Annotated in this window: 24 protein-coding genes; 9 read left to right on the forward strand and 15 right to left on the reverse strand. The window is 57.8% G+C overall.

From position 1 onward, the window contains the following. Positions 1–281 precede the first annotated feature (281 nt). From EV102420_RS07610 to yacL, 3 genes are all read left to right on the forward strand, one after another. A complete protein-coding gene (locus tag EV102420_RS07610) occupies positions 282–1,502 on the forward strand; it encodes a hypothetical protein (RefSeq protein ID WP_255211660.1) in 1,221 nt (406 codons plus the stop codon). 397 nt (positions 1,503–1,899) lie between these two features. Next, positions 1,900–4,497 (forward strand): bifunctional aconitate hydratase 2/2-methylisocitrate dehydratase, encoded by a 2,598-nt coding sequence (gene acnB, locus EV102420_RS07615; protein ID WP_042390546.1) that lies wholly within the window; start codon positions 1,900–1,902, stop codon positions 4,495–4,497. 140 nt (positions 4,498–4,637) lie between these two features. Then, the gene (yacL, locus tag EV102420_RS07620) at positions 4,638–5,000 is read left to right on the forward strand and encodes a protein YacL (protein ID WP_042390547.1); all 363 of its coding nucleotides are present in this window, start codon (positions 4,638–4,640) and stop codon (positions 4,998–5,000) included. Positions 5,001–5,050: 50 nt separating this feature from the next. On the opposite strand, the gene speD is transcribed toward yacL, so the two are convergent. The 3 genes from speD to EV102420_RS07635 all read right to left on the reverse strand — a co-directional run bounded on the left by speD (position 5,051) and on the right by EV102420_RS07635 (position 7,164). Beyond that, positions 5,051–5,845: an adenosylmethionine decarboxylase gene (gene speD, locus EV102420_RS07625; RefSeq protein ID WP_042390548.1), complete on the reverse strand. Its 795-nt coding sequence runs from the start codon at positions 5,843–5,845 to the stop codon at positions 5,051–5,053. Continuing rightward, a complete protein-coding gene (gene speE / locus EV102420_RS07630) occupies positions 5,842–6,714 on the reverse strand; it encodes a polyamine aminopropyltransferase (protein WP_042390549.1) in 873 nt (290 codons plus the stop codon). The genes speD and speE overlap by 4 nt, the downstream gene beginning before the upstream one ends. 102 nt (positions 6,715–6,816) lie before the next feature. Then, positions 6,817–7,164: a YacC family pilotin-like protein gene (locus EV102420_RS07635; RefSeq protein WP_042390551.1), complete on the reverse strand. Its 348-nt coding sequence runs from the start codon at positions 7,162–7,164 to the stop codon at positions 6,817–6,819. A 145-nt stretch (positions 7,165–7,309) separates the two neighbouring features. Between EV102420_RS07635 and cueO the strand changes: the two genes are divergently transcribed. Further along, the gene (gene cueO, locus EV102420_RS07640) at positions 7,310–8,857 is read left to right on the forward strand and encodes a multicopper oxidase CueO (RefSeq protein WP_042390553.1); all 1,548 of its coding nucleotides are present in this window, start codon (positions 7,310–7,312) and stop codon (positions 8,855–8,857) included. 146 nt (positions 8,858–9,003) lie between these two features. Here cueO and EV102420_RS07645 read toward each other — a convergent pair whose 3' ends face one another. Together EV102420_RS07645 and EV102420_RS07650 are read right to left on the reverse strand one after the other, a co-directional pair. Continuing rightward, positions 9,004–9,666 (reverse strand): CPBP family intramembrane glutamic endopeptidase, encoded by a 663-nt coding sequence (locus EV102420_RS07645; protein ID WP_042390555.1) that lies wholly within the window; start codon positions 9,664–9,666, stop codon positions 9,004–9,006. Positions 9,667–9,964: 298 nt separating this feature from the next. Next, on the reverse strand, positions 9,965–12,355 hold the full coding sequence (locus EV102420_RS07650; RefSeq protein WP_042390557.1) for a glucose/quinate/shikimate family membrane-bound PQQ-dependent dehydrogenase: 2,391 nt from the start codon (positions 12,353–12,355) through the stop codon (positions 9,965–9,967). Between the two features lie 202 nt (positions 12,356–12,557). Here EV102420_RS07650 and hpt point away from each other — a divergent pair, with 202 nt between their 5' ends. After that, on the forward strand, positions 12,558–13,100 hold the full coding sequence (gene hpt / locus EV102420_RS07655; RefSeq protein WP_042390558.1) for a hypoxanthine phosphoribosyltransferase: 543 nt from the start codon (positions 12,558–12,560) through the stop codon (positions 13,098–13,100). Positions 13,101–13,160: 60 nt separating this feature from the next. Here hpt and can read toward each other — a convergent pair whose 3' ends face one another. Beyond that, positions 13,161–13,823: a carbonate dehydratase gene (gene can, locus EV102420_RS07660; RefSeq protein WP_042390559.1), complete on the reverse strand. Its 663-nt coding sequence runs from the start codon at positions 13,821–13,823 to the stop codon at positions 13,161–13,163. Between the two features lie 107 nt (positions 13,824–13,930). Between can and EV102420_RS07665 the strand changes: the two genes are divergently transcribed. From EV102420_RS07665 to EV102420_RS07675, 3 genes are read left to right on the forward strand one after another with little or no spacing between them, the layout of a single operon-like run. After that, on the forward strand, positions 13,931–14,857 hold the full coding sequence (locus tag EV102420_RS07665) for an ABC transporter ATP-binding protein (RefSeq protein ID WP_042390560.1): 927 nt from the start codon (positions 13,931–13,933) through the stop codon (positions 14,855–14,857). After that, positions 14,854–15,624 (forward strand): ABC transporter permease, encoded by a 771-nt coding sequence (locus EV102420_RS07670; RefSeq protein WP_042390561.1) that lies wholly within the window; start codon positions 14,854–14,856, stop codon positions 15,622–15,624. Before EV102420_RS07665 ends, EV102420_RS07670 begins: the two co-directional genes overlap by 4 nt. Next, positions 15,624–16,868: a polysaccharide deacetylase family protein gene (locus EV102420_RS07675; protein ID WP_052512334.1), complete on the forward strand. Its 1,245-nt coding sequence runs from the start codon at positions 15,624–15,626 to the stop codon at positions 16,866–16,868. The genes EV102420_RS07670 and EV102420_RS07675 overlap by 1 nt, the downstream gene beginning before the upstream one ends. 3 nt (positions 16,869–16,871) lie before the next feature. On the opposite strand, the gene panD is transcribed toward EV102420_RS07675, so the two are convergent. The 9 genes from panD to thpR form a co-directional block, all read right to left on the reverse strand. After that, positions 16,872–17,252, reverse strand: coding sequence for an aspartate 1-decarboxylase (gene panD / locus EV102420_RS07680; RefSeq protein WP_042390564.1), 381 nt, complete (start codon positions 17,250–17,252; stop codon positions 16,872–16,874). Between the two features lie 65 nt (positions 17,253–17,317). Next, positions 17,318–18,184, reverse strand: a complete 867-nt coding sequence (gene panC, locus EV102420_RS07685) for a pantoate--beta-alanine ligase (RefSeq protein ID WP_042390566.1) — start codon at positions 18,182–18,184, stop codon at positions 17,318–17,320. A gap of 11 nt (positions 18,185–18,195) precedes the next feature. Next, positions 18,196–18,987, reverse strand: a complete 792-nt coding sequence (gene panB, locus EV102420_RS07690; RefSeq protein ID WP_042390568.1) for a 3-methyl-2-oxobutanoate hydroxymethyltransferase — start codon at positions 18,985–18,987, stop codon at positions 18,196–18,198. A 94-nt stretch (positions 18,988–19,081) separates the two neighbouring features. Continuing rightward, positions 19,082–19,561 carry a 2-amino-4-hydroxy-6-hydroxymethyldihydropteridine diphosphokinase gene (gene folK, locus EV102420_RS07695; RefSeq protein WP_042390570.1) on the reverse strand — a complete coding sequence of 160 codons (480 nt, stop codon included), beginning with the start codon at positions 19,559–19,561 and terminating at the stop codon, positions 19,082–19,084. Further along, on the reverse strand, positions 19,558–20,955 hold the full coding sequence (gene pcnB / locus EV102420_RS07700) for a polynucleotide adenylyltransferase PcnB (RefSeq protein ID WP_072015208.1): 1,398 nt from the start codon (positions 20,953–20,955) through the stop codon (positions 19,558–19,560). The genes folK and pcnB overlap by 4 nt, the downstream gene beginning before the upstream one ends. A 55-nt stretch (positions 20,956–21,010) precedes the next feature. Further along, positions 21,011–21,907: a tRNA glutamyl-Q(34) synthetase GluQRS gene (gene gluQRS / locus EV102420_RS07705; RefSeq protein ID WP_042390573.1), complete on the reverse strand. Its 897-nt coding sequence runs from the start codon at positions 21,905–21,907 to the stop codon at positions 21,011–21,013. Positions 21,908–21,975: 68 nt separating this feature from the next. Next, on the reverse strand, positions 21,976–22,431 hold the full coding sequence (gene dksA / locus EV102420_RS07710; protein ID WP_007373199.1) for an RNA polymerase-binding protein DksA: 456 nt from the start codon (positions 22,429–22,431) through the stop codon (positions 21,976–21,978). Between the two features lie 176 nt (positions 22,432–22,607). Beyond that, positions 22,608–23,312, reverse strand: a complete 705-nt coding sequence (gene sfsA / locus EV102420_RS07715) for a DNA/RNA nuclease SfsA (protein WP_042390576.1) — start codon at positions 23,310–23,312, stop codon at positions 22,608–22,610. Positions 23,313–23,321: 9 nt separating this feature from the next. Beyond that, complete coding sequence (gene thpR, locus EV102420_RS07720; RefSeq protein WP_042390579.1) at positions 23,322–23,852, reverse strand: RNA 2',3'-cyclic phosphodiesterase; 531 nt, start codon at positions 23,850–23,852, stop codon at positions 23,322–23,324. Positions 23,853–23,930: 78 nt separating this feature from the next. On the opposite strand from thpR, the gene hrpB reads away from it, so the two are divergent. Beyond that, positions 23,931–26,360 (forward strand): ATP-dependent helicase HrpB, encoded by a 2,430-nt coding sequence (gene hrpB / locus EV102420_RS07725; RefSeq protein ID WP_042390719.1) that lies wholly within the window; start codon positions 23,931–23,933, stop codon positions 26,358–26,360. The last annotated feature ends 23 nt before the right edge of the window (positions 26,361–26,383 follow it).

Raw genomic sequence — 26,383 nt, forward strand, 5'->3', positions numbered from 1 at the left:
TTTTCGGCTAAAAAAAATAAACGTTACGCTACCTCTGCCGATGTTATTACTCTACCCCTAACGGTGAGAGGGAGTTTCATCGCATGATCCACGGTCTTAACTCAACCACGACGTTGCCTTTTACAGCACGTGTGAGTTCTCCACTACAGCCTGGCGCAAATGCACGTGCTGCCAGTAATAGCGTTCCCCCAACCAGCGCATCGACAAAAGTGATGTTTGGCAGCCAGACGCCGGAGATCGCAGCCGTTTACAGCCTGTCGCCAAAGAAAATCTCGGCCAGCATGTTAGTACCACAACATACTCAGCTCCTCGGACTGATGCAGGCGGTATCGGGCGGGTCGGTCTCCTCTTTTGCCAGCCTTGGCAGCGCGCTACTTAGCAACCTCAACGATAAGCGCGAGAATGTGACTCAGGCGCTGAGCGGAGCGGACATGGGCGCGGTAAATGCGTCCAGTGATGCTGCGGTAGCGCTGAATATCGTTACGCACTCCGGTTCGACGGTGAGCCTGGTCATGACCCAGCAGGCTGAAGGTTTGGCCGTCGAGGTGAAAACGCAGGGTGAGGCGCTCAGTGATGATGAAGCGGCTGCGGTAGCTAACCTGAGCGGGGCGCTGGAGAAGACGCTAAACGGTCTGGGCCAGCAGCCGCCACAGCTGGATCTTCTTGGTTTGACTCACTTTGACAGCAGCGTGCTGAAATCCATTGATCTGAAAACGGATCTGCGCAACGGCGAGGCTACGTTACAGTCGCTCAATTTCCATGCCGATGATAAAACGCGTTCGGTGACGTATGAGGATGCCGAGTTCTCGCTCGAGATGAGCAGCGACACCTCCCATCCGGCATTGACCGGCAATGCCGCACAGCAGCAATCTGCGCTGAGTGCGTGGGATGACAAACTCGACAAGGCGCGTAGAGCAGGGCATGGCGACCGCGATCAAATCGCGGTGCTGAAGTCGGTATTCCGTGCGTTAAACAGCCATACCGAGAGTGAGGCGGCGGCGATAAGCGACAGCAAAGCGATCCGCATCGGCGATAACGGTGCGTCGCAGCTGAGTGGCTTAAATGATTTTTCACTGTCGCTGACGCAAACGCAAAAATCAGCTAACCCGGCGCGCGGTGAGGAAAATGACCGCTTTGCCTATTCAGCCTCGCAGTCGACGGAAGAGAGTACCGGCAGCAGCGGTGTGAACACCGTGAAGCAGACGACGCATAGCCATCTCAGCGCCGCCTGGCACGAGGCGCTCGATCCGTCGATTCCATTGGCGTTGAACGCCATGAAGTCGTCGCAAAACTATTATTATCATCTGCTGGATAATGATGAAGAGAGCGCCACCACGCTAAACTATAACGGGCATGGACAGCTGGCCAGCGTTGGGCAACATGAGCAGGTAAATAACCGCGAAACGGTGAAAAAATACGTGCTGGGCAAACTGGTTGATCAAACCGTGACGCCGGAAGCCTATTCGCGTGATAAGCAGCTGGCGATATTAAAAACGCTGTAGCGCTGTGGAAAGTGACACGGCCCGGCAGGGCCGTTATGTCGACACGGGCGTAGATTTTCGCGTTAAAAAAGGCGCGTCCCTCCGTTTTATTCCACCCTTAACGATTCAGCTAATATTTAATGTTGCTTTTTTGTAAACAGATTAACACCCCCCCTAAATCCTGATATGCTGCCCAATGCGGTATCGGGCATTACCCTACAAACTACTGTTTCACAGAAGCATGAAGAGATCGCCTGTACACACAATCATTCAAGTTACCTCAAGGCGGCAAGGGAGTGAATCCTCAGGAGCTTACATAAGTAAGTGACTGGGGTGAACGAGCGAAGCCAACGTAGAAGTAGCTTGAAGGATGATGTGTCGCCGCACTATGACAATGAGAGCGAGGAGAAATACCGTCGTGCTAGAAGAATACCGTAAGCACGTAGCCGAACGTGCCGCCCAGGGAATTGTACCCAAGCCTATCGATGCAACCCAAATGGCCGCACTGGTCGAGCTGCTGAAATCCCCGCCAGCGGGTGAAGAAGAGTTCCTGTTAGATCTGCTTTCCAACCGTGTTCCGCCGGGCGTTGATGAAGCCGCCTATGTAAAAGCAGGCTTCCTGGCCGCCATCGTAAAAGGTGAAGCCACCTCGCCGCTGATTACAGCGGAAAAAGCCGTTGAGCTGCTCGGCACTATGCAGGGTGGTTACAACATCCATCCGCTGATTGAGGCGCTGGACAACGACGCGCTGGCCCCGATTGCCGCGAAAGCGCTCTCCCATACGCTGCTGATGTTCGACAACTTCTACGACGTGGAAGAGAAAGCGAAAGCGGGCAACGCCCATGCGCAGCAGGTGATGCTCTCCTGGGCTAACGCCGAGTGGTTCCTGAGCCGCCCGCCGCTGGCTGAAAAAATTACCGTTACCGTCTTCAAGGTGACTGGCGAAACCAACACCGATGACCTCTCTCCGGCACCGGATGCCTGGTCACGCCCGGATATCCCGCTGCATGCGCTGGCGATGCTGAAAAACCCCCGTGAAGGCATTGTGCCGGACGTGGTGGGTGCCGTTGGCCCGATTAAGCAGATTGAAGAGCTGAACAAAAAAGGTTTCCCGCTGGCCTACGTCGGTGACGTGGTTGGTACCGGTTCCTCCCGTAAATCCGCTACCAACTCGGTGCTGTGGTTTATGGGCGACGACATTCCGAACGTACCGAACAAACGCGGCGGCGGTCTGGTGCTGGGCGGCAAAATCGCGCCAATCTTCTTCAACACTATGGAAGATGCGGGTGCGCTGCCCATCGAAGTGGACGTAAACAGCCTGAACATGGGCGACGTGATTGACGTCTATCCGTTCAAAGGCGAAGTGCGCAACCACGAAACCGGCGAGCTGCTGGCCAACTTTGAGCTGAAAACCGACGTGCTGATCGACGAAGTGCGCGCCGGGGGCCGTATTCCGCTGATCATCGGCCGTGGCCTGACCACCAAGGCGCGTGAAGCGCTGGGCATGCCGCACAGCGACGTTTTCCGTAGCGCGAAAGCGGTTGAAGCCAGCAACAAAGGCTTCTCGCTGGCGCAAAAAATGGTGGGCCGCGCCTGTGGCGTGACCGGTGTTCGCCCTGGCGAATACTGTGAACCGAAAATGACCTCGGTTGGCTCGCAGGACACCACCGGTCCGATGACCCGTGATGAGCTGAAAGATCTGGCCTGCCTCGGCTTCTCCGCCGACCTGGTGATGCAATCCTTCTGCCACACGGCGGCCTATCCGAAGCCGGTGGACGTGACCACGCACCATACGCTGCCGGACTTCATCATGAACCGTGGCGGCGTGTCGCTGCGTCCGGGCGATGGCATCATCCACTCGTGGCTGAACCGTATGCTGCTGCCGGATACCGTCGGCACCGGCGGTGACTCCCACACCCGCTTCCCGGTAGGGATCTCCTTCCCGGCAGGCTCTGGTCTGGTGGCGTTTGCCGCGGCGACCGGCGTTATGCCGTTGGATATGCCGGAGTCGGTACTGGTGCGCTTCAAAGGTACGATGCAGCCGGGTATTACCCTGCGCGATCTGGTGCATGCTATTCCGCTGTACGCGATCCGTCAGGGCCTGCTGACCGTTGAGAAGAAAGGTAAGAAAAACATCTTCTCTGGCCGCATCCTCGAGATCGAAGGTCTGCCGGAGCTGAAAGTAGAGCAGGCCTTTGAACTGGCCGATGCCTCTGCCGAGCGTTCCGCTGCGGGCTGTACCATCAAGCTGGATAAGGCACCGATCACCGAGTACCTGACCTCTAACATCGTGCTGCTGAAGTGGATGATTGCGGAAGGATACGGCGATCGCCGTACCATCGAGCGCCGTATCCAGGGCATGGAGAAGTGGCTGGCGGATCCGCAGCTGCTGGAAGCCGATGCCGATGCCGAGTACGCCGCCGTCATCGAGATCGATCTGGCCGATATCAAAGAGCCGATCCTCTGCGCACCGAACGATCCGGATGACGCACGTCTGCTCTCTGACGTCGCCGGTGAGAAGATTGACGAAGTGTTTATCGGCTCGTGCATGACCAACATCGGTCACTTCCGCGCTGCCGGTAAGCTGCTGGACAGCCATAAAGGCCAGCTGCCGACCCGCCTGTGGGTCGCGCCGCCAACCCGTATGGATGCCGCTCAGCTGACGGAAGAGGGCTACTACAGCGTCTTCGGTAAGAGCGGGGCGCGTATTGAGATCCCGGGCTGCTCGCTGTGCATGGGTAACCAGGCGCGCGTAGCCGATGGTTCAACGGTGGTGTCAACCTCGACGCGTAACTTCCCGAACCGTCTGGGTACTGGGGCGAACGTCTTCCTGGCATCAGCGGAGCTGGCTGCGGTCTCTTCGCTGCTGGGTAAACTGCCGACGCCGGACGAGTACCAGATCTTTATGGCGCAGGTCGATAAGACGGCGGTGGATACCTATCGCTATCTGAACTTTGACCAGCTCGGCCAGTACACCGAGAAAGCCGACGGCGTGATCTTCCAGACCGCCGTGTAAGTCAGACCAGGCCTTAGGCCAGCATAAAACCCCTTCGTCTTGCGAAGGGGTTTTTTTATTTCTCCTCCTTCTCCCCGTTACGCTGTTTTTCTTCTCCGCGGCTGCGATAATTACCCTATTGCGGATGTGAGGAAAAAAACATGGATTACGAATTCTTACGCGACATCACGGGCCAGGTGAAAGTGCGCATGTCGATGGGCCACGAGGTGGTCGGACACTGGTTTAACGAAGAGGTAAAAGAGAATCTCGCCCTGCTGGATGAGGTAGAGCAGGCGGCGAAAACCGTCAAGGGCAGCGAGCGCCAGTGGCAGCGAATTGGTCATGAGTACACGATCTGGATGGACGGCGAAGAGGTCATCATCCGCGCTAACCAGCTGGAGTTCTCCGGGGATGAGATCGAAGAGGGGATGAGCTACTACGACGAAGAGAGCCTGTCGCTGTGCGGCGTTGAGGATTTTCTCCAGGTCGTCACGGCGTACCGTAAATTTATTCAGCAGAAGTAACGTGTTTTAAAAAGATTGTCGGAGCGTCCCTGCTCCGGCTTAAGCAGAGATTACACGGCGGGAATATTGCGCGCGTAGTAGATCTCGCGCATCTCTTTCCATAGCGATTCGGTAATGGCCTCTCGCTCTTCGGCGGTGAGATCTTCCGGGCGGGTGTGGAACATATAGTGCTTCAGGTCGAACTCTTTCAGCATCATCTTGGTATGGAAGATGTTCTCCTGATAGACGTTCACGTCCACCATGTCATACAGCGCCTTCATATCCTCAGAGAGGAAGTTCTGAATCGAGTTGATCTCATGGTCGATGAAGTGCTTCATGCCGTTGATGTCGCGGGTAAAGCCGCGCACGCGGTAGTCAACGGTGACGATGTCCGACTCAAGCTGGTGGATCAGGTAGTTCAGCGCCTTCAGCGGGGAGATGACGCCACAGGTTGAGACCTCAATGTCGGCGCGGAAGGTGCACAGGCCGCCTTCCGGGTGGCTCTCCGGATAGGTATGCACGCAGATGTGGCTCTTATCGAGGTGGGCAACCACCGTCTCCGGCAGCGGGCCGGGGTGGGCGGTTTTATCAATCAGGGTCGGATCGACCGGCTCTTCGCTCACCAGAATAGTCACGCTCGCCCCCTGCGGCTCATAGTCCTGGCGGGCAACGTTGAGAATGTTCGCGCCGATGATGGAGCAGGTCTCGGTAAGGATCTCCGTCAGGCGGTTAGCGTTATAGAGTTCGTCGATATAGGCAATATAGCCGTCACGCTCTTCGGCGGTTTTGGCATAACAGATATCGTAGATACAAAAACTCAGGCTTTTGGTCAGGTTGTTAAAGCCATGCAGTTTCAGTTTTTTCAATTTTCATCACCTCCTGAGGAGAGCGCATCGAGCAGGTATTGCGGCAGGGCGAATGACGCCGTATGGACAGCCGGAGTGTAGTAGCGACAGGTCAGGCCAGCGTTGTGAAAGCGCGCCTGGATAATCTCAGTAGAGAGGTTACGCAGGATCTCGTTGTCCGTCGCCCAGGCAAAGGTCATGATGCCGCCGTAGTAGGTGGGCACCGCCGCCTGGTAGAAGCTAACGTCGCTAAAGTAGTAGCTCAGCTTTTTGTGACTGCCTACGGCCTCATCCTGCTGCAGGAAGCTTACGCCGTTCTGAGCAACGAAGATCCCGCCTGGATTCAGGCAGCGTTTGCAGCCCGCATAGAAGTCGGAGGTAAACAGGCTCTCGCCTGGACCCACCGGATCGGTGCAGTCGGAGATAATCACGTCAAAGGTCTGCGCCGTCTGGTTGACGAAATTGACGCCGTCGTCAATCACCAGCGTAAAGCGCGGATCGTCGTAGCTGCCCGCGTTGTGATTCGGCAGATACTGGCGGCAGAACGACACAACGCCTGCATCGATCTCGACCATGGTAATGGTTTCAACATTTTTATGCCGGCTCACTTCGCGCAGCATCGCCCCGTCGCCGCCGCCGATGATCAGCACATGCTTCGCCTGGCCGTGGGCCAGCAGCGGAACGTGGGTCATCATCTCGTGATAGATAAATTCATCACGCTCGGTGGTCTGGACAACGCCGTCCAGCGCCATCACACGGCCAAAGGCGGCGTTTTCAAAGATGATCAGATCCTGGTGATCGGTCTTCTCGTGGTAGAGCACGTTATCAACGGCAAAGTACTGACCAAACTGGTCATGCAGCGTTTCATGCCACTGGCGGGTATCAGCCATGCATCCTCCTTCGTTAACATCCACACAAAATGGGCGCAACATCATAGCTAACTACAGCCGCTGATGCACGGCTATAACTTTAGCAGGGGAGGCGGGTTTACGTTACTTGACGTAGGCCAGCAGGCTGAGGGAGTCCCGGGCCAGCGCTTTGCATTTTTTGGCAACCGGAATGCCAATGCCGCTGAGATCGCGATAGCTATCTTCGCCGAGGGATTTCATATCAAAGGTGTCGTAGTTGCTCAGATCCCACTGGTTCTGCTGGGCAAAAAACACCAGCGCCCGGCGGATCTGGCCATTCGGTAGATTCTGGTAACCACAATCGTTTTTCAGAAACACGAACACGGCCGTCAGATCGGCCATGTCCTCCGCTTCAGACTCGCTGAGAGCATAACTATTTGCTGACATCGCCAGCAGGCTGGTGAACACAACGGTTCTGAAAAACGTCTTCATTCTTTTTACCAAAACATCACGGAAATTAAACGTTAGCATACTTGTGGGTAAGCCGACGATCTTTATTATTCGCCTTTCGCTTGACCTTGCCGCAGGGGCAGGGTTTAAGCTCAGGAGACCGTTTGCCGACGATAAGGATTCGACTATGCAACGCCGTGATTTTCTAAAATATTCCGCTGCGCTGGGGGTGATCGGCGCGTTACCAACATGGGCGCGGGCCGCCGCGCCAGAGGGGCAGGCTACGCTGCCGATACCCGATCTGCTTACTCCCGATGCCCAGAACCGCATCAGGCTCACCGTACAGGTTGGCTCCTCTACGTTTGCTGATAAAACCGCCACGACCTGGGGCTATAACGGCAACCTGCTGGGACCTGCGCTTCAGCTGCGGCAGGGCAAAGCGGTGACGGTAGAGATCCGTAACCGACTGACTGAAGAGACCACCGTTCACTGGCATGGACTGGAGGTGCCGGGTGAGGTAGATGGCGGCCCGCAGGGGATCATCCCGGCGGGCGGTGCGCGGGAAGTGACCTTCACGCCCGATCAGCGGGCGGCTACCTGCTGGTTCCATCCGCATCAGCATGGCAAAACCGGCCATCAGGTCGCGATGGGTCTGGCGGGCTTGGTCCTGATCGAGGACAACGAGAGCCGCATGCTGCGTCTGCCCAAGCAGTGGGGCATCGACGACGTGCCGGTGATTGTGCAGGACAAACGTCTGGCTGCCGACGGCCAGATCGATTACCAGCTCGACGTGATGAGCGCGGCGGTGGGCTGGTTTGGCGAGACCCTGCTGGCAAACGGGGCGGTCTATCCTCAGCATGCGGCCCCGCGTGGCTGGCTGCGTCTGCGCCTGCTGAACGGCTGCAATGCGCGCACCCTTAACTTTGCCCTCAGCGACGGACGTCGGATGTACGTCATCGCCAGCGACGGCGGTCATCTCGCCGAGCCGGTTGCGGTAACGGAGCTGCCGGTGCTGACCGGGGAGCGTTTTGAGGTGCTGGTGGATATCAGCGACGGCAAGCCGGTCGATCTGGTGACGCTGCCCGTCAGCCAAATGGGGATGGCCCTTCCACCGTTTGACCAGCCGCACCCGGTTCTGCGCATCCAGCCGCTGCGGGTCACTGCTTCCGGCATGCTGCCTGATAACCTGGTTAACGTGCCAGCGCTGCCGGATCTCACGGGCTTAACCCAGCGCACCTTCCACCTGTCGATGGATCCGATGCTCGACATGATGGGCATGCAGGCGCTGAAGGATAAGTACGGCGACAAGGCCATGACCGGAATGCATCACGGCGACATGATGGGTCATATGAATATGAACATGGATCACGGCGGCCACGGCGGCGAGTTTGATTTCCACAGCGCCAACCGTATCAACGGTAAAGCCTTTGATATGCATAACCCGCTGTTTGCCGCGAGCAAAGGGCAGTATGAGCGCTGGGTGATTTCAGGGGAGGGGGACATGATGCAGCACCCGTTCCATATCCACGGCACGCAGTTCCGCATTCTGTCTGAAAACGGCAAGCCGCCTGCGGCCCATCGGTCAGGCTGGAAGGATACGGTAAACGTCTACGGCGCGCGCAGCGAGGTGCTGGTGAAGTTCGATCATGATGCCCCGAAAGAGCATGCCTATATGGCGCACTGTCATCTGCTGGAGCATGAGGATACGGGAATGATGATGGGATTCACGGTATAAAAGGTTAGCCAGCGTTACTATAAGGAATCGATCCTTTTCTCGACCGCAGCGCTGTTGTTGCAGCCAGCCCATGATATTTACAGCTTCGCTGCGGTCCTTTAGATCTTTCAATTTTTTAAGATTATTATGGCGTGTAGTAACCGTTGTTAAATTATTGTATAGACTGCTGCTATGAATAGCATATTGAAAAAAGAGTGTAGCATTATTGGAAGCGCCAGGCCTTTAGTTAATACTCTGACACAAATGAGCAGTATGGAAAGGATAAATACAGAACTGTATTCGATTATTGACGAAAATTGTATATGCATCACACTAAAAATAAGAGAGGTAGCAAGCAATGGTACTATCATGCCTTGTCCAGCGCCAAGCGTATTACAAAAATGACATAACGAGTCAAACAGGCAACCTCTGTAAAAAATCTCCTCACAAAATGGGCTTATAATTATAAAGTAAATAATTCCTGGGGTGTCTGACAGAGAAAGATGCAATGAAGGAGTATGTTTATGGGTGAAGATAATGGGCAGGGCCTGCATCAAAAAAACCACTAAAAAAAATGGTAGTGATTTTTTTAAATGTGGGCCACTGATTTGGTTCTGTTTACGGTAGAAAACAGCATACGCACAAGTACCTATGCCTATCTCCAGTATAACCATTATGAGAAAGGCGAACCCTGCGCCAATAAATTTAGACGTAATCAGCGGAGATAATGTATTACCTATGGCCGCTAAAAAAAAGCACATCAATATAAATGATTTTTTTTGCGTGGATGACCCAACTTGGAGTTCTGTTCCTTCATTGATTACAGACATGTATTAACCTATAAAAAATAATATAGATAAAAAGTTGTTTATGCCCGCATTCATAATGCTTGAGCCAAAAGTATCAATGTTGAGAATTGTATTATATCCATATATGTTGTGCGCATAATGCACCTCACTATTACACGTATAATCTGTGTGGGGAATTGTGCATTTGTAAGAAATTATTTCTTTGAAGTAAGTGGTAGGCCGGGTAAGCGTAGCGCCACCCGGCGTCAGGTGCCTTATTCGACATCGTAACGCCCGGCGGCGCGAAGCTTGCCGGGCCTACAGAACTACATTAATTCTATTACTTCTCGTCGTCGGGCAGCGCGTAGGCAACGATATAGTCGCCCATCTTGGTACCAAACGAACCGTGACCACCCGCAGAGATGACAACGTACTGCTTGCCATTCACTTCATAGGTCATCGGCGTTGCCTGACCACCCGCTGGCAGACGACCCTGCCACAGCTTCTCACCGTTGCTCATGTTGTAGGCGCGCAGGTAGTTATCTGCGGTCGCCGCGATGAACAGCACGTTACCGGCGGTAGAGATCGGGCCACCCAGCATTGGCATACCGGTGGTGAACGGTAATGGGATCGGCATCGGGAACGGCAGGCTATCCTGCGGCGTACCGATACGTTTTTTCCACACCACTTCATTGGTTTTCAGATCCAGCGCGGAGATGTAACCCCAGGCAGGCTGTTTACACGGCAGGCCAATCGGTGACAGGAACGGGTTCAGGGTGACACCGTACGGCACGCCGTACTGCGGCTGAATACCTGACTCAGAGCCAGTACCCTGACCATTTTCCGGCTCTTCCATCGGGTTACCCGGACCACGCGGCATCAGCTTAGAGACAAACGGCAGCGCCATCGGGTTGGCAATCGCCACCTGACGGTGCGGATCCACAGAGATACCGCCCCACTCGAACATCCCCAGGTTACCCGGGAATACCAGCGTACCCTGCTCAGACGGCGGCGTGAAGATGCCTTCGTAGCGCAGGTTCTGGAAGATCACGCGGCACACCAGCTGGTCAAACATAGTGGCACCCCACATGTCTGCCCCGCTCAGATCTTTCTTCGGACGGAAGCTCAGGTCGGAGAACGGCTGGGTTTTGGTAACGTAGTCACCTTTGGCCGCACCCTGCGGAACCGGCTTCTCTGGCGCTGGCACAACCAGCTGACCGTTACGGCGATCCAGCACGAAGATGTTACCGGTTTTCGCCGGGGCATAGATTACCGGTACGGTTTGACCCTTAACGGTAATATCTGCCAGCGTCGGCTGGGACGGCATATCCATATCCCACAGATCGTGGTGTACGGTCTGATAGCTCCACGCCAGTTTACCGGTGGTGGCGTTCAGGGCCACGATAGAGCTGGCGTAACGCTCCTGCTCCGGCGTACGGTTACCGCCCCAGATGTCTGGCGTGGTGACGCCCATCGGCAGATAGACCAGATCCAGCTTGGCATCATAGGCCGCCGGTGCCCAGGAGTTCGGCGAGTTCGGCGTAAAGTGATGCTCGTCCGCTGGAATGGCATTCGGATCTTTCGCGCCCGGATCGAAGGCCCACAGCAGTGCGCCAGTGTTGATATCGAAACCGCGAATAACACCAGACGGCTCACGGGTAGAGTAGTTATCGGTTACCGCACCGGCAATAACAATCACCTTATCAGTAACGATCGGCGGCGAGGTTGGCTCGTACATGCCTGGGGTAGTGACCGGCATGTTGGTTTGCAGGTTCAGAATACCTTTGTTAGCAAAGGATTCGCACAGCTTGCCGTTGTCGGCGTTGACGGCGAACAGACGACCATCGTTTACCGGCAGAATGATGCGGCGCGGGCAGTTAGCTACCACGTCCGGGCTAGCATTGTTGGCGTTCGCCTCATGATAGGAGACGCCACGGCAGGTCACGTGCTGGAACGACGGATTGGTGTTCAGCTGCGGATCGAAGTGCCACTTCTCTTTACCCGTTGCGGCATCCAGGGCAAACAGACGCTGGTGCGCGGTGCAGAGGAACAGAGTGTCGCCAACCTTAATCGGCGTGACTTCATTGGTGATCTCACCCGGATCGGTTGGCAGCTTCAGATCGCCGGTACGGAATACCCAGGCCTCTTTCAGCTTGTGCACGTTGTCGGCGTTGATCTGCTTCAGCGGGGAGTAGCGCTGACCCTCCTGGTTACGACCATAGGCCGGCCAGTCGGCATCTGCGACCTGAGAGATCGGTGCAGCAGGCGTCGCATCAGCGCTCAGCGTGCCGTTAATCTCCTGCGGATCGTTAAAGCCCGCCCAGGTCAGCATCCCGCCGGTGATCACCAGCGCCACCAGCAGGGCGGCGACCGCACCGTTGGCAGGCACGATCAGGCGACGCCAGACAAACGGCAGCACCAGCCAGATACCAAAGAAGACGAGGATGTCGCTGCGCGGGGTGAGCGCCCAGAAGTCGAAGCCGACTTCCCAGACGCCCCAGATCATGGTGCCGAGCAGGAGCGCGGCGTAGAGCCAGAGCGCTGCACGCTTGCTACGCCACAGCAGCCAGGCGACGCCGAGCATGATAAGACCGGCAACGGGGTAGTACCAGGAGCCGCCAACGGCGACCAGCCAGACCCCACCGATCAGGAGGAATAGTCCGCATAGTGCTGCGAACAGGGCTGTTAACGTCACGAGCACGCGCGACGTCCGAGCTTTTGTTTCTGCCATAGAAAGAGACTCTTCATGTTTAATATTTTGATAGCAATTAATTATAGGATTTAACAAGTGTGACCGTCATCACATATTTGGCTTTTCTTAACTCACGCCCCCAATAAAAGCATTTGCTGGTATACTGGCGCGCTAATGAATTGATGCTGGAATAGACGCTATCCGCATCGAGTGAGTGGTTAAAAAATCAAACGGTTAGCATATGAAACATACTGTTGAAGTGATGATCCCGGAAGCGGAGATCAAAGCGCGTATTAGTGAACTGGGTCGTCAAATCACCGAACGCTATCAGGAGAGCGGCAGCGAGATGGTGCTGGTGGGCCTGCTGCGCGGCTCGTTTATGTTTATGGCCGATCTGTGCCGCGAAGTGCAGGTCCCGCATGAGGTCGATTTTATGACCGCCTCCAGCTACGGCAGCGGTATGTCCACCACCCGTGACGTAAAAATCCTCAAGGATCTGGATGAAGACATTCGCGGTAAAGACGTGCTGATCGTCGAAGATATTATCGACTCAGGAAATACGCTCTCTAAAGTGCGTGAGATCCTCAGCCTGCGCGAGCCGAAGTCGCTGGCGATCTGTACCCTGCTGGATAAACCATCGCGTCGGGAAGTTGAGGTGCCGGTAGAATTTGTTGGCTTCTCGATCCCGGACGAGTTTGTCGTGGGTTACGGCATCGACTATGCCCAGCGCTATCGTCATCTGCCTTACGTAGGCAAAGTGGTGCCGCTGGAAGAGCAGGCATAAAAAAGCCCGGTAGCGATTACGCTTTACCGGGCCTGACAAACGCGTGCCGCCAGGGCACGCTTATTTGTGGTTAATATGCTTCTGGCCGATGTTGGACACGCCCTTGCGATAGCCCTGTTCAAGAGTATCGCGGCTGGTAGCGGTGACGTCGAGATCGCGCAGCAGGCCGTCGTGAATACCGTAGGCCCAGCCGTGGATAGTGACATTCTGCCCGCGTTTCCACGCCGACTGCATGATCGTTGAGTGGCCCAGGTTATAGACCTGCTCCATCACGTTCAGCTCGCACAGGGTGTCGAGGCGACGCTCTTCCGGCATTTCGCTCAGCAGCGCGTTGTGCTTGAGCCAGATGTCACGGATGTGCAGCAGCCAGTTGTTGATCAGCCCCAGCTCAGGGTTTTCAACCGCCGCCTGGACGCCACCGCAGCCGTAGTGGCCGCAGATGATGATGTGCTCAACTTCCAGCACGTCCACCGCGTACTGCACTACCGACAGGCAGTTCAGATCGGTGTGGATAACCAGGTTGGCGACGTTACGGTGAACGAACAGCTCACCCGGCTCAAGGCCGGTCAAACGCTCGGCGGGAACGCGGCTGTCAGAGCAGCCAATCCACAGGAAACGCGGCTTCTGGGCTTTTGACAGGGTCTCGAAAAATCCGGGATCCTCTTCCACCAGCATTTTTGACCATAGTGCATTGTTACTGATGAGTGTATCTATATCTTTCATGGCGGTTAACGACCTGTAACCAAGTAAATGCGTTGAGCTAATATAGGTCAACTCCATTTAATTTTAAACCACACATAGAGTGTCAGAAAAAAGGTAAGCGAAACGACATGACCATTGCACTGGAGCTTGAGCAGCTTAAAAAAACCTATCCGGGCGGCGTGCAGGCGCTGCGCGGCATTGATTTAAAAGTAGAAGCGGGTGACTTCTACGCGCTTCTGGGACCCAACGGTGCGGGTAAATCGACCACTATCGGCATCGTCAGTTCGCTGGTAAATAAAACCTCGGGGCGGGTAAGCGTCTTTGGCTACGACCTGCAGAAGGACGTGGTAAACGCTAAACGTCAGCTTGGCCTGGTGCCGCAGGAGTTCAACTTCAACCCTTTTGAGACGGTACAGCAGATTGTTGTCAACCAGGCGGGCTACTATGGCGTAGAGCGCCAGGAAGCGCTGATCCGTAGCGAAAAGTACCTTAAGCAGCTCGATCTGTGGGAAAAACGCAACGAAAAGGCGCGGATGCTCTCCGGCGGGATGAAACGCCGCCTGATGATCGCCCGGGCGCTGATGCATGAGCCTAAGCTGCTGATCCTCGACGAGCCTACCGCTGGGGTGGACATTGAGCTGCGCCGTTCCATGTGGGGCTTCCTGAAAGATTTGAACGCTCAGGGCACGACCATTATCCTCACCACCCACTATCTGGAAGAGGCGGAGATGCTCTGCCGCAACATCGGCATTATCCAGCACGGCGAGCTGGTGGAGAACACCTCCATGAAGTCGCTGCTGGCCAAGCTGAAATCAGAGACCTTTATCCTCGACCTGGCTGCGAAAAGTCCGCTGCCGAAGCTGGAAGGCTACCAGTACCGGCTGGTTGATACCTCAACCCTGGAGGTCGAGGTGCTGCGCGAGCAGGGGATCAACAGCGTCTTTAGCCAGCTGAGCGCCCAGGGCGTTCAGGTATTAAGCATGCGTAACAAAGCCAACCGTTTAGAAGAGCTGTTTGTCACGCTGGTACACAATAAAAAAGGAGACCACGCATGATGCAGCTCTACTGGGTCGCGCTAAAGAGTATCTGGCACAAAGAGATCCAGCGCTTTATGCGCATCTGGATCCAGACCCTGGTTCCGCCAGTGATCACCATGACCCTCTATTTCATCATCTTCGGCAACCTGATCGGGTCGCGAATTGGTGAGATGCATGGCTTCACCTACATGCAGTTTATCGTTCCTGGCCTGATCATGATGGCGGTGATCACTAACGCCTACGCCAACGTGGCCTCGTCGTTCTTTAGCGCCAAGTTCCAGCGTAACATTGAGGAGCTGCTGGTGGCTCCGGTGCCTACCCACGTGATCATTGCCGGCTACGTCGGCGGCGGCGTGGCGCGCGGGCTGTGCGTCGGGGTGCTGGTCACGGCGGTATCGCTCTTCTTCGTGCCTTTCCAGGTGCATTCATGGCTGTTTGTTGGCCTGACGCTGCTGCTGACGGCGGTGCTCTTCTCGCTGGCGGGCCTGCTGAACGCGGTATTTGCCAAAACCTTTGACGATATCAGCCTGATCCCGACTTTCGTGCTGACGCCGCTCACCTATCTGGGCGGGGTGTTCTACTCCCTGACCCTGCTGCCGCCGTTCTGGCAGGGGCTGTCGCACCTTAATCCGATCGTCTATATGATCAGCGGTTTCCGCTTCGGCTTCCTGGGGATTAGCGACGTGCCGCTGGTAATGACCGTCGGCGTGCTGGCGGTGTTTATCATTGGGTTCTACCTGCTCTGCTGGTATCTGATCCAGCGTGGACGTGGCCTGCGTAGCTAATCAACATGCTCATGCGTCTACTTCTGGCGCTGCTCCTGGTATGGAGCAGCGCCGCCTCCGCCCGCCTGTTGGATCAGGACTCCCCGGCTCGCTATATGCAGACCACCGAGGCCGCCGCCGTCTGGGCGCAGATTGGCGACCGGGTGATCAACGTCGGCTATCTGCAGGCGGGGCAGATTATTGCGGTGATGAGTGGGGAAGGGGACTACAGCGCCTTTCGCTTCGGCTTTGGCCGGGCCTTTATCGACAAAGGCCATCTGGAGCCGGTGCGCGGTAAAAAACGGGTGCAGGACCGGCTGGGGGATCTCAACAAGCCCCTCAGTAATCAGAACCTGATAACCTGGAAAGCGACCCCGCTCTACAGCGGACCTAACGTCAGAAGCGCACCTTTCGGCATGCTGGCGGAGAACCTGCGCTACCCCATCGTCGGCAAGCTGCGCGACGGGCTGAACCAGACCTGGTTCCAGATCCGCATCGGCGACCGGCTGGCCTATATCAGCAGCCTGGATGCGCAGGAGGATCACGGCATCCCGGTGCTCACCTACCACCACATTCTGCGCGATGAAGAGAACACCCGTTTTCGCCACACCTCAACCACCACGTCGGTTCGGGCCTTCAGCAACCAGATGACCTGGCTGCGGGATCGGGGCTATACCACCCTGACGATGTATCAGCTGGAGGGCTACCTGAAGAACCGGCTCAACCTTCCGGCCCGCGCAGTGGTCATTACCTTTGACGACGGGCTGAAGTCGATCAGCCGCTATGCCTATCCCATCCTCAAGCAGTACGGCTTTAAGGCGACCTCGTTCACCATCTCGTCGCGCATTAAAGCCTATCCGCAACGGTGGGACCCGACATCGTTACAGTTTATGAGCATCTCCGAGCTGCGCGGCATTCAGGACGTGTTTGATATCCAGTCGCACACCCACTTTCTCCATCGGGTGGACGCCACGCGTCATCCCATTCTGCTCAGCCGCAGCTACCACATCATTGAGTTCGATTTTGCCCACTCGCGCCGGGCGCTGTCGCAGTTTAATCCGCACGTGGACTATCTCTCGTATCCCTTTGGCGGTTACAACGAAAAAGCGATCGAGGCGGCGAGGGATGCCGGTTTTCATATGGCGGTAACAACGGTGAAGGGGAAGGTGAAGCCGGGGGATAATCCGTTCTTACTGAAGCGACTCTATATCTTAAGAACGGATTCATTAGAGACGATGGCACGGCTGGTCGGCAACCAGCCGTAGCGATTAGGCAACCTGCACCGGCACCGCTTTTGCTTTGCGGGTCATCTCGTTGTCGCCGTCGAAGTAGGCCACCTTCGGCTGCCAGCTGCGGGCCTGCTCGTCCGGCATCGTCACGTAGGTGGCGATGATCAGGATGTCGCCCACGTCGGCACAGTGGGCCGCTGCGCCGTTGACCGAGATGATTTTCGAGCCGCGCTCGCCGGCAATCGCATAGGTGGAGAAGCGCTTGCCGTTGGTCACGTTGTAAATATCGATGGCTTCGTATTCCAGAATACCAGCCGCCTCAAGGAAATCCTGGTCAATAGCGCAGGAGCCTTCATAGTGCAGGTCTGCCTGAGTCACTTTGACGCGGTGGAGCTTGCCTTGCAGCATAGTGCGGATCATAACGTCTACCTTTGTGCTTGTGTTGGCCCGGCCGCCTGCGCCGCCGGGAGTAAAATGTCAGAGCATTAAACCGCTGGCGGCGGGGTCAGCTCTACCGTCACGTTGTCGATGAGGCGCGCCTGACCAAGCCATGCCGCCATCAGGATCACCGCCCGCTGGCTGGCATCGGTCAGCGCCAGCAGCGTGTCGGCATCGCGGATCTGGATCTCATCGGTACGAAAACCGGCTTCATCCAGCGCCTGTCCGGCCTCGGCAATCATCTCCTCCAGCTGGCGATTGCCTGCCCGCAGCTTCGCCGCCAGGGCGTTCATCTCTTTGCTCAGGGCCGGGGCAATCTTACGCTGCTCCGCCGTGAGGTAGCCGTTGCGCGAGCTGAGCGCCAGACCGTCTTTGGCGCGCACCGTCGGCACGCCAACGATGTCGATGTCGTAGCCCATGTCGGCCACCATCTTGCGGATCACCGCCAGCTGCTGGAAGTCTTTCTCACCAAAGCAGGCGACGTCCGGCTGGACCAGGTTAAACAGCTTGCTGACGATGGTCGCTACGCCACGGAAATGACCCGGACGGCTTGCACCTTCCAGCATGGTAGAGAGGCCAGGAACGTCAACGTAGGTCTGCTCACCGGTGCCCTGGGGGTAGACCTGATCGGCGGCAGGGGCGAAGACAAAATCCACCTTACGCTTGTTCAGCTTCTCGCAATCCTCCTGCAGGGTGCGCGGGTAGCGCTGCAGATCGTCAGGGCGATCAAACTGCATGGGATTAACAAAGATGCTCACCACCACCACATCAGCGTGGGTTTTCGCTTCGTCAACCAGCTGCATATGGCCATCGTGCAGGTTGCCCATGGTCGGCACCAGCGCAACGCGCTGGCCCTCACGGCGCAGTCGGCGGATGTGCTGGCGCAGCAGCGGCAGGGTTTCAATAATCAACACGCGTAGGCTCCTTAGTGAAAACTGTGCTCTTCGCCGGGGTAGGTCCCCGCTTCGACTTCGCTCACGTACTGGCGCACGGCAGCGCGCATGTCGCCCGTACCGGCCAGGAAATTCTTGGCAAATTTAGGAATATGACCGCCGGTGATGCCAAACGCATCGTGCATCACCAGGATCTGGCCGTCGGTGACGTTGCCGGCGCCGATGCCGATCACCGGAATAGTCAGCGCCTCGGTAATACGCTTCGCCAGCGCAACCGGCACGCACTCCAGGACCAGCAGCTGTGCGCCAGCCGCCTCTAACGCCAGGGCGTCATCAAACAGCGTCTGGGCCGCGTCGCCGCGTCCCTGCACCTTGTAGCCGCCGAAGACGTTTACCGACTGCGGGGTTAACCCCAGGTGGCCGCACACCGGCACGGCGCGCTCGGTGAGCATGTTAACCGTCTCGGCCAGCCAGCGGCCGCCTTCGATTTTAACCATGTTGGCCCCGGCGCGCATCACCGTGGCGGCGTTGGCAAAGGCCTGTTCAGGGGTGGCGTAGGCCATAAAGGGCAGGTCGGCGAGCAGCAGGCAGTTCGGTGCGCCACGGCGTACGCTCTGGGTATGGTAGGCGATATCCGCGACCGTGACCGGCAGGGTGGAGTCATGACCTTGTACCGTCATCCCTAACGAGTCGCCGACCAGCATGACGTTAATGCCCTCTTCGGCAAAAAGCTTGGCGAAGCTGTAGTCATACGCGGTGATGGTGGCAAAGCGTTTCTGTTCCTGCTTGCACTTTTGCAGCCAGGAGAGGGTGGTTGGTTTCATAGCGTTTCCTGATGGAGCCTTCAACTTTCCGGCATTTTATCAGTAACGTCAGGGCGGACAATGATTTTCAGCAGGTTTACGAGGCGGAGTGGTATTACCAGCTCGCCGGTTTTGCTGCGCCGAGGCGCGCAAGCACGCTGGCAAGCGTCTCGCCGTCGGGGAAACGCAGTTCAGGCGCGATCTCAAACAGCGGCCAGAGCATAAAACCACGGTTTTTCATATCGTAGTGAGGGACGGTGAGGCGCGGGGTGGAGAGCGTCTCATCGCCGAACAGCATGATATCGAGATCCAGCGTGCGCGGTCCCCAGCGCTCTGCTTTACGCACCCGGCCCTGGTCCAGCTCAATACGCTGGGTGTGATCCAGCAGGGATTCAGGCGCCAGCGAGGTCTCCAGCGCCACGGCGGCGTTAAGGTAGTCGGGCTGATCCTGCGGACCCAGCGGCGGCGTGCGGTAGAAGCCGGAGACGGCGACAATCCGGCTATCGGGGAGGGTTCCCAGCGCCGCGATTGCCGCATTAACCTGGGTCAGAGGTGACGCCAGGTTACTGCCAAGAGCGATATAGACCAGCGTCATGCACTGCCTTCGCGACGCGGGGCGCGCTTACGCGGGCGGCGATGGCGACGGCGGGCCTCGGGCTCGTCGTCCAGCACGTCAAGCATGCCTTTCTGCGCGGGCGGCGCGGCCACCTGAAACTCGCCCCACCACTGCACCAGACGTTGCAGTTCGTGGTTGCCCTCGATCTCGGCCCGCAGGGCGAGCAGATCGTAAGCGGCGCGGAATTTCGGATGCTCCATCAGCTTCCAGGCGCGTTTACCCTGACGACGGGACATGCGCAGCTGCAGCTGCCAGATATCGCGTACCAGGGTGGTGATCCGTTTCGGGATCGCCAGCGTACGGCAGGCTTCGTCCAGCACGTCGTTCATCGCCAGCGCGAAGGCGTCGTGATAGGTCAGGCCGCTCTCCTGGGCGATCTTCTGCGCGGTCTCCAGCTGCGGATACCAGAGCATAGCGGCAAACAGGAACGCCGGATTGACGCGCATGTCGTTCTGAATGCGGGTATCGGTGTTCTTCAGCACCAGGTTGATGATCCGCTCCATCGACGAATCGCCCTTCTCGGTGAAGAAGCGCGTGATGGTTGGGAACAGGGGCTGGAACAGGCTGTACTCGCGCAGCAGCTGATAGGTGTCAAAACCGTTGCCTGCCTGCAGCAGCTTCAGCGACTCTTCAAACAGGCGCGCCGGCGGCACGTCGTTGATCAGCGTCGCGAGACGGGCGATCGGCTCGGCGGTCTCCGGGCTGATGCGCATATGCAGCTTGGCGGCAAAGCGTACCGCGCGCAGCATCCGCACCGGATCTTCCCGATAGCGGGTCTCCGGGTTACCGATCAGGCGGATAACACCCTCTTCAAGATCCTGCATCCCGCCGACGTAGTCACGCACGGAAAAATCGGCGACGCTGTAGTAGAGGCTGTTGATGGTGAAGTCGCGGCGCTGGGCGTCGTCTTCAATCGAACCGAAGATGTTGTCACGCAGCAGCATGCCGTTCTGGCCGCGCTGGGAGGTGGTGCGGTCGGCAGGCTGATCTTCGTGATGACCGCGGAAGGTGGCCACCTCGATGATCTCTGGACCAAACATCACGTGCGCGAGACGGAAACGACGGCCTACCAGGCGGCAGTTGCGGAACAGCTTGCGCACCTGATCCGGCGTGGCGTTGGTCGTGACGTCAAAATCTTTCGGTTTTTTGCCTAACAGCAGATCGCGGACGCCGCCGCCTACAAGGTAGGCTTCATAGCCCGCTTTGTTCAGACGGTACAGCACCTTGAGGGCATTTTCACTGATATCTTTGCGGGAAATTGTGTGCTGCTCGCGCGGAATAACCGTCATTCGCGGCTGGGCGATGACCTCCTCGGCCATGCTTTCCTCGCGGCTTAACACCTTGCGGCAAAAATTAGCGACTCGGGTAAAAATAGTGCACCTCGGTTGTATCAGTCTTAACGACAAAAAAATTGCGGCTAATCATAGCTCAGAGTGGGGCATTTAGGAATGCCGGATTGATCTGCGCTGTCTCAGGAACCCGTGACAGATCCCACTTCTCTACCGCACGCGCCAGCAGGGCCCCGGTGGGCAAATCCTGCCAGTTACTTGTTACATCCTGATTGAGAAATTGTAAAGCACGGATCAGCGTCGGCCGCGGATCGCCTTCCGGCAGCGGTGGGGCATGATTCTGCTTGGAGAGCTTGTTGCCGTCGCTGTTCATCGCCAGCGGCAGGTGAACGTAGTCAGGCGGCTGCCAGCCAAGCTGCTGGTAGAGCGAAATCTGCCGCACCGTGGGGGCGATCAGATCCGCGCCGCGCACGATCTCGGTCACGCCCTGAAAATGATCGTCCACTACCACGGCCAGGTTATAGGCAAACAGGCCATCCCGACGGTGGATAATAAAATCCTCTCGCGCCAGGGCCTCATCAGCGTAGAGGTCGCCGCGCAGCCGGTCGCGAAAGTGCAGCACTGGCTGATGCTGCCACAGACGCAGGGCGGCGTTCTCCGGGCCGTTATCGCGCAGGCGACAGTGGCCGTCATACACCCCGCCAATGCTCTGAATACGCGCCCGCGTGCAGGTGCAGTAGTAGCTCAGCCCGCGCTGGCGTAGATCATTCAGCGCCTCGCGGTAGGCCTCATGCCGCTGGGACTGCCAAAGCACCTCACCGTCCCAATGCAGGCCGTAGCGATCGAGCTGGCGCAGAATAGTGTCGGCCGCGCCGGGTACTTCTCTGGGCGGATCGATATCCTCAATGCGTACCCGCCACGTCCCGCGCTGGGCACGAGCCTGTAAATAGCTGCCAAGGGCGGCTATCAGCGAACCAAAATGGAGTTCACCGGAAGGCGATGGCGCAAAGCGCCCAATATAGTGTGATTCTGGCATGTCGGCAGGCAAGAGATAACAGGGCGGGAGAGACTCCCGCCACAGAGAACGGTGCGAAAACGTCGGGCTTAGCCCGCCATCTGTTTTTCGCGGATTTCAGCCAGTGTTTTGCAGTCAATGCACAGGTCGGCTGTCGGACGTGCTTCCAGACGACGAATGCCAATCTCAACACCGCAGGATTCGCAGAAGCCAAAATCTTCGTCTTCTACTTTCTTCAGCGTTTTCTCGATCTTTTTAATCAGTTTACGCTCGCGGTCACGGTTACGCAGTTCGAGGCTAAACTCCTCTTCCTGGGCGGCTCTGTCAACCGGATCCGGGAAGTTAGCAGCTTCATCCTGCATATGGGTGACGGTGCGATCGACTTCATCCCTGAGTTGATTACGCCACGCTTCAAGAATACGCTTGAAGTGCGCCAGCTGGGCTTCGTTCATATACTCTTCGCCCGGCTTCTCCTGATACGGCTCCACGCCAGCAATGGCGAGAATACTCAGGGACGATGTTTTACGGTTTTGCCCTTCTTGCATGTTGCTTCTCCTTAACACGCACTATCGATCCCCGTGTTCGGGGGAAAAATCAGGCCGCTATAAATAGCAGATGCTTTTCCGGATAGCAATTATCTAAACGTAACACTTGACAACCCTGTGAGGAAAAGCGTATTTGCGCACGTAGACCAGAATGCTATCTGGCTGGTCGCCGGTCCTTAGCTTTCATAAGGTAAAGGCGATCTAAGACTTATTTCTTCGGCAGAAAGTTCCGCTTTGTAAATCAGAATTTCTACCCCCTGCCGCTGCGCTTCTTCTAAAAGCTGTGCGTATTTTGCATCAATATGGCGCGCCGGCGAGAAACGTTCAATGGCGGAGTGCAATACGGTAAACAGCATCACCGCCCGATCCCCACTGGCTGCCACGCTCATTAACTCCCGCAGATGCTTCTGCCCGCGAAGAGTCACTGCATCGGGAAAATAGCCGTATCCCTTGTCGGCAAGCGTGACCGATTTCACTTCAATATAGCAGTTGCGGCGTGCCTCCGCCTGCAACATAAGGTCTATTCTGCTATTTTCGGAGCCGTATTTTACTTCACTTTTCAGCACGCTATAGCCCTGCAGCTCAGGGATGACGCCGGAAAGAATCGCCTCTTTCGCCAGCGTGTTGGCCCGTAATGTGTTGACGCAAATAAACGTGCCATTTTGCGTCTGGGTGATCTCCCAGGTGTGCGGATACTTACGCTTTGCGCTGTCGGAGGTGGAGTACCAGACGGTGTCGCCGGGCGTAGCGCAGCCGGTCATCGCCCCGGTATTAGGGCAGTGCAGCGTCAGGGCCGTGCCGTCCGGGGTAATCACATCCGCCAGAAAACGCTTGTAGCGCTGCACCAGGGTGGCAGGCCGTAACGAAGGGGAGAACTGCATCAGAACCTCTTATTCAGCAAGCCGCCAGCTCTCCAGCGGCGTATAACGGGTGCGCCCCCGGGAAAACTGCGACTCATAAAGCACAAATTCGTTAACGGGAAAGGACCAGCTAAACCCCGGCGGCGGAATAGCCACCGCGTGGCTGGCGTTGCGCAGCAGCGTCACGTGGGGATGAAACGGCTGTGGGCTTTGGTAGCAGCCGCTGCGGGCGGCTTGGGCGCGCAGCAGGTTGGCCAGCTGCAACAGGCCGCGCGGCGGCTGACGCGTGCCGAGCCAGACTACCCGCGAGCGCAGCCACTGTCCGGCATCGTCCAGGGTCAAGGTAAAGCCGGGCTGACGGATGCGTCCGGCAAGCTGGCTCAGGGCGCGTTGCTTCTCCTCGCCGACCTCGCCGAGAAACGCTAGCGTCACGTGAAGATTCGCCGCCTCAATAGGACGTCCGGCCTCCGGGGCAAAGTGGGCCGCCCGCCAGTGGATAATTTGCTGCTGGATCTCGCCGGGCAGCGCAACGGCGAAAAACAGCCTTTTTGGCTCAGACATAAGCGATACTCGGTAATGATTTACGGCGATGCTACAATGCTCGCCGTTGAAATGAAAGTTAACCCCCTGGAGCCATGCGTGTCCTCTCTGCCCGTCGCTGCCGTACTGCCCGAACTGCTCTCTGCGCTCGCCCATGCGCCTCAGGTCCTGCTCAACGCCCCCACTGGCGCGGGTAAATCCACCTGGCTGCCGCTGCACATTCTCGCCGAGGGTAATATTGCCGGGCGCATTCTGCTGCTGGAGCCGCGTCGTCTGGCGGCGCGCAACGTTGCCCAGCGGCTGGCGGAGCTCTTAGGGGAGAAGCCGGGCGAGACGGTGGGCTACCGGATGCGCGGTGAAACCTGCGTTGGCGCAGCGACGCGTCTGGAGGTGGTGACCGAGGGGATCCTGACCCGCATGATCCAGCGCGATCCGGAGTTGACTGACATTGGGCTGGTGATCCTCGATGAGTTCCACGAGCGCAGCCTGGAGGCCGATCTGGCTCTGGCCTTGCTGCTGGACGTGCAGCAGGGGCTTCGCGACGATCTCAAGCTCCTTATTATGTCGGCGACGCTGGATAACGATCGTCTTCAGCGTCTGCTGCCGGACGCGCCGGTTATCGCCTCGGAAGGGCGCGCGTATCCTGTGGATCGCCGCTACCAGCCGCTGCCCAGCCACGTCCGCTTTGACGAGGCCGTTGCCGTGACGACCGCCGAGCTGCTGCGGGCCGAGCGCGGCTCGCTGCTGCTGTTTCTGCCCGGCGTCGGTGAGATCCAGCGCGTACAGGATCAGCTGGCTCAGCGCATCGGCAGCGACGTGCTGCTCTGCCCGCTCTACGGCGCGCTGCCCCTGAGCGAGCAGCGCAAGGCGATCCTGCCCGCGCCGGAGGGGCTACGCAAAGTGGTGCTGGCTACCAACATCGCCGAAACCAGTTTGACCATCGAAGGGATCCGGCTGGTGGTCGATAGCGCCCAGGAGCGGGTGGCCCGCTTCGACGCCCGCACCGGGCTGACGCGGCTGGTGACCCAGCGGGTGAGCCAGGCTTCAATGACCCAGCGTGCCGGACGTGCCGGACGGCTGGAGCCGGGCATTTGCCTGCACCTGCTGGCCAAGGAGCAGGCGGAGCGGGCGGCGGCCCAGAGCGAACCGGAGATCCTGCAAAGCGATCTCAGCGCCATGCTGCTGGAGCTGGTGCAGTGGGGCTGTCGCGATCCGGCCCAGCTCTGCTGGCTGGACATGCCGCCAGCGGTGAACCTGGCGGCGGCAGAGACCCTATTAGTGCAGCTCGGCGCGCTGGAAAACCGGCAACTGACCGCGCGTGGGCAGAAGATGGCGAGGCTGGGCGTGACGCCACGGCTCTCGGCTATGCTGGTGAGTGCCCAGACCGGTGACGAGGCGGCCACGGCGGCGAAGCTTGCTGCTATTCTGGAGGAGCCGCCGCGTGGTGGCAGTACCGATCTCGGGGTGGCCTTCTCCCGCAGCCAGCCGCACTGGCAGCGGCGCAGCCGTCAGCTGCTTAAGCGGCTCAACAGTGGGGAGGGCAGGGAAGATAGCGATCTGATCCCCATCCTGCTGGCGCGCGGGTTTGCCGACCGCATTGCCCGTCGGCGCGGTCAGGAGGGGCGCTACCAGCTGGCGAACGGCATGGGGGCGATGCTCGACGTAGACGACGCCATGGGCCGCCACGAGTGGCTGATCGCGCCGCTGCTGCTACAGGGCAGCCAGCAGCCGGACGCGCGCATTTTACAGGCAGTGTCGGTCAATATTGAGTCACTTACTACCGCCGCGCCGTGGCTGCTGCATAACGCCGATACCGTGGAGTGGGACGACGCCCATGGCACCTTGAAAGCGCTGCGCCGCAGCCAGATCGGCCAGCTGACGGTGAGCGTCAGGCCGCTGGCGAAGCCGTCAGAGACGGAGCTGCACCAGGCGATGCTGAACGGCATTCGCGATAAGGGGCTGCAGATACTGAACTGGACCCCGGCGGCGGAGCAGCTGCGCCTGCGCCTCCACTGTGCGGCGCAGTGGCTGCCAGAATATGATTGGCCAGCGGTGGATGACGCCTCGCTTTTAGCCACGCTTGAGCTATGGTTACTTCCCGATATGCAGGGCGTTCACTCCCTGCGAGCGCTGAAAGCGCTGGATTTGATCCACGCGCTCAACCATTTACTGCCGTGGCCGCTGCGTCAACGGCTGGATAGTGCGCTGCCTGGGCATTACACTGTGCCGACGGGAAGCCAGATTGCCATCCGCTATCATGCGGAAAATCCGCCGGTGCTGGCGGTGCGGATGCAGGAGATGTTTGGCGAGGCCGCCACCCCGGTGATTGCCGAGGGGCGGATGCCGCTGGTGTTGGAGCTGCTCTCGCCAGCGCAGCGCCCACTACAGATCACGCGCGATCTCAGCGCGTTCTGGGCGGGTGCTTACCGTGAAGTGCAAAAAGAGATGAAGGGACGTTACCCGAAGCATGTCTGGCCGGACGATCCGGCGAATACCGCGCCGACAAGGCGGGTAAAAAAATATTCGTAAGATTAGCGAAAGCGAAATTGAGA

It is taken from the genome of Pseudescherichia vulneris NBRC 102420 (assembly GCF_000759795.1).
GTDB lineage: Bacteria > Pseudomonadota > Gammaproteobacteria > Enterobacterales > Enterobacteriaceae > Pseudescherichia > Pseudescherichia vulneris.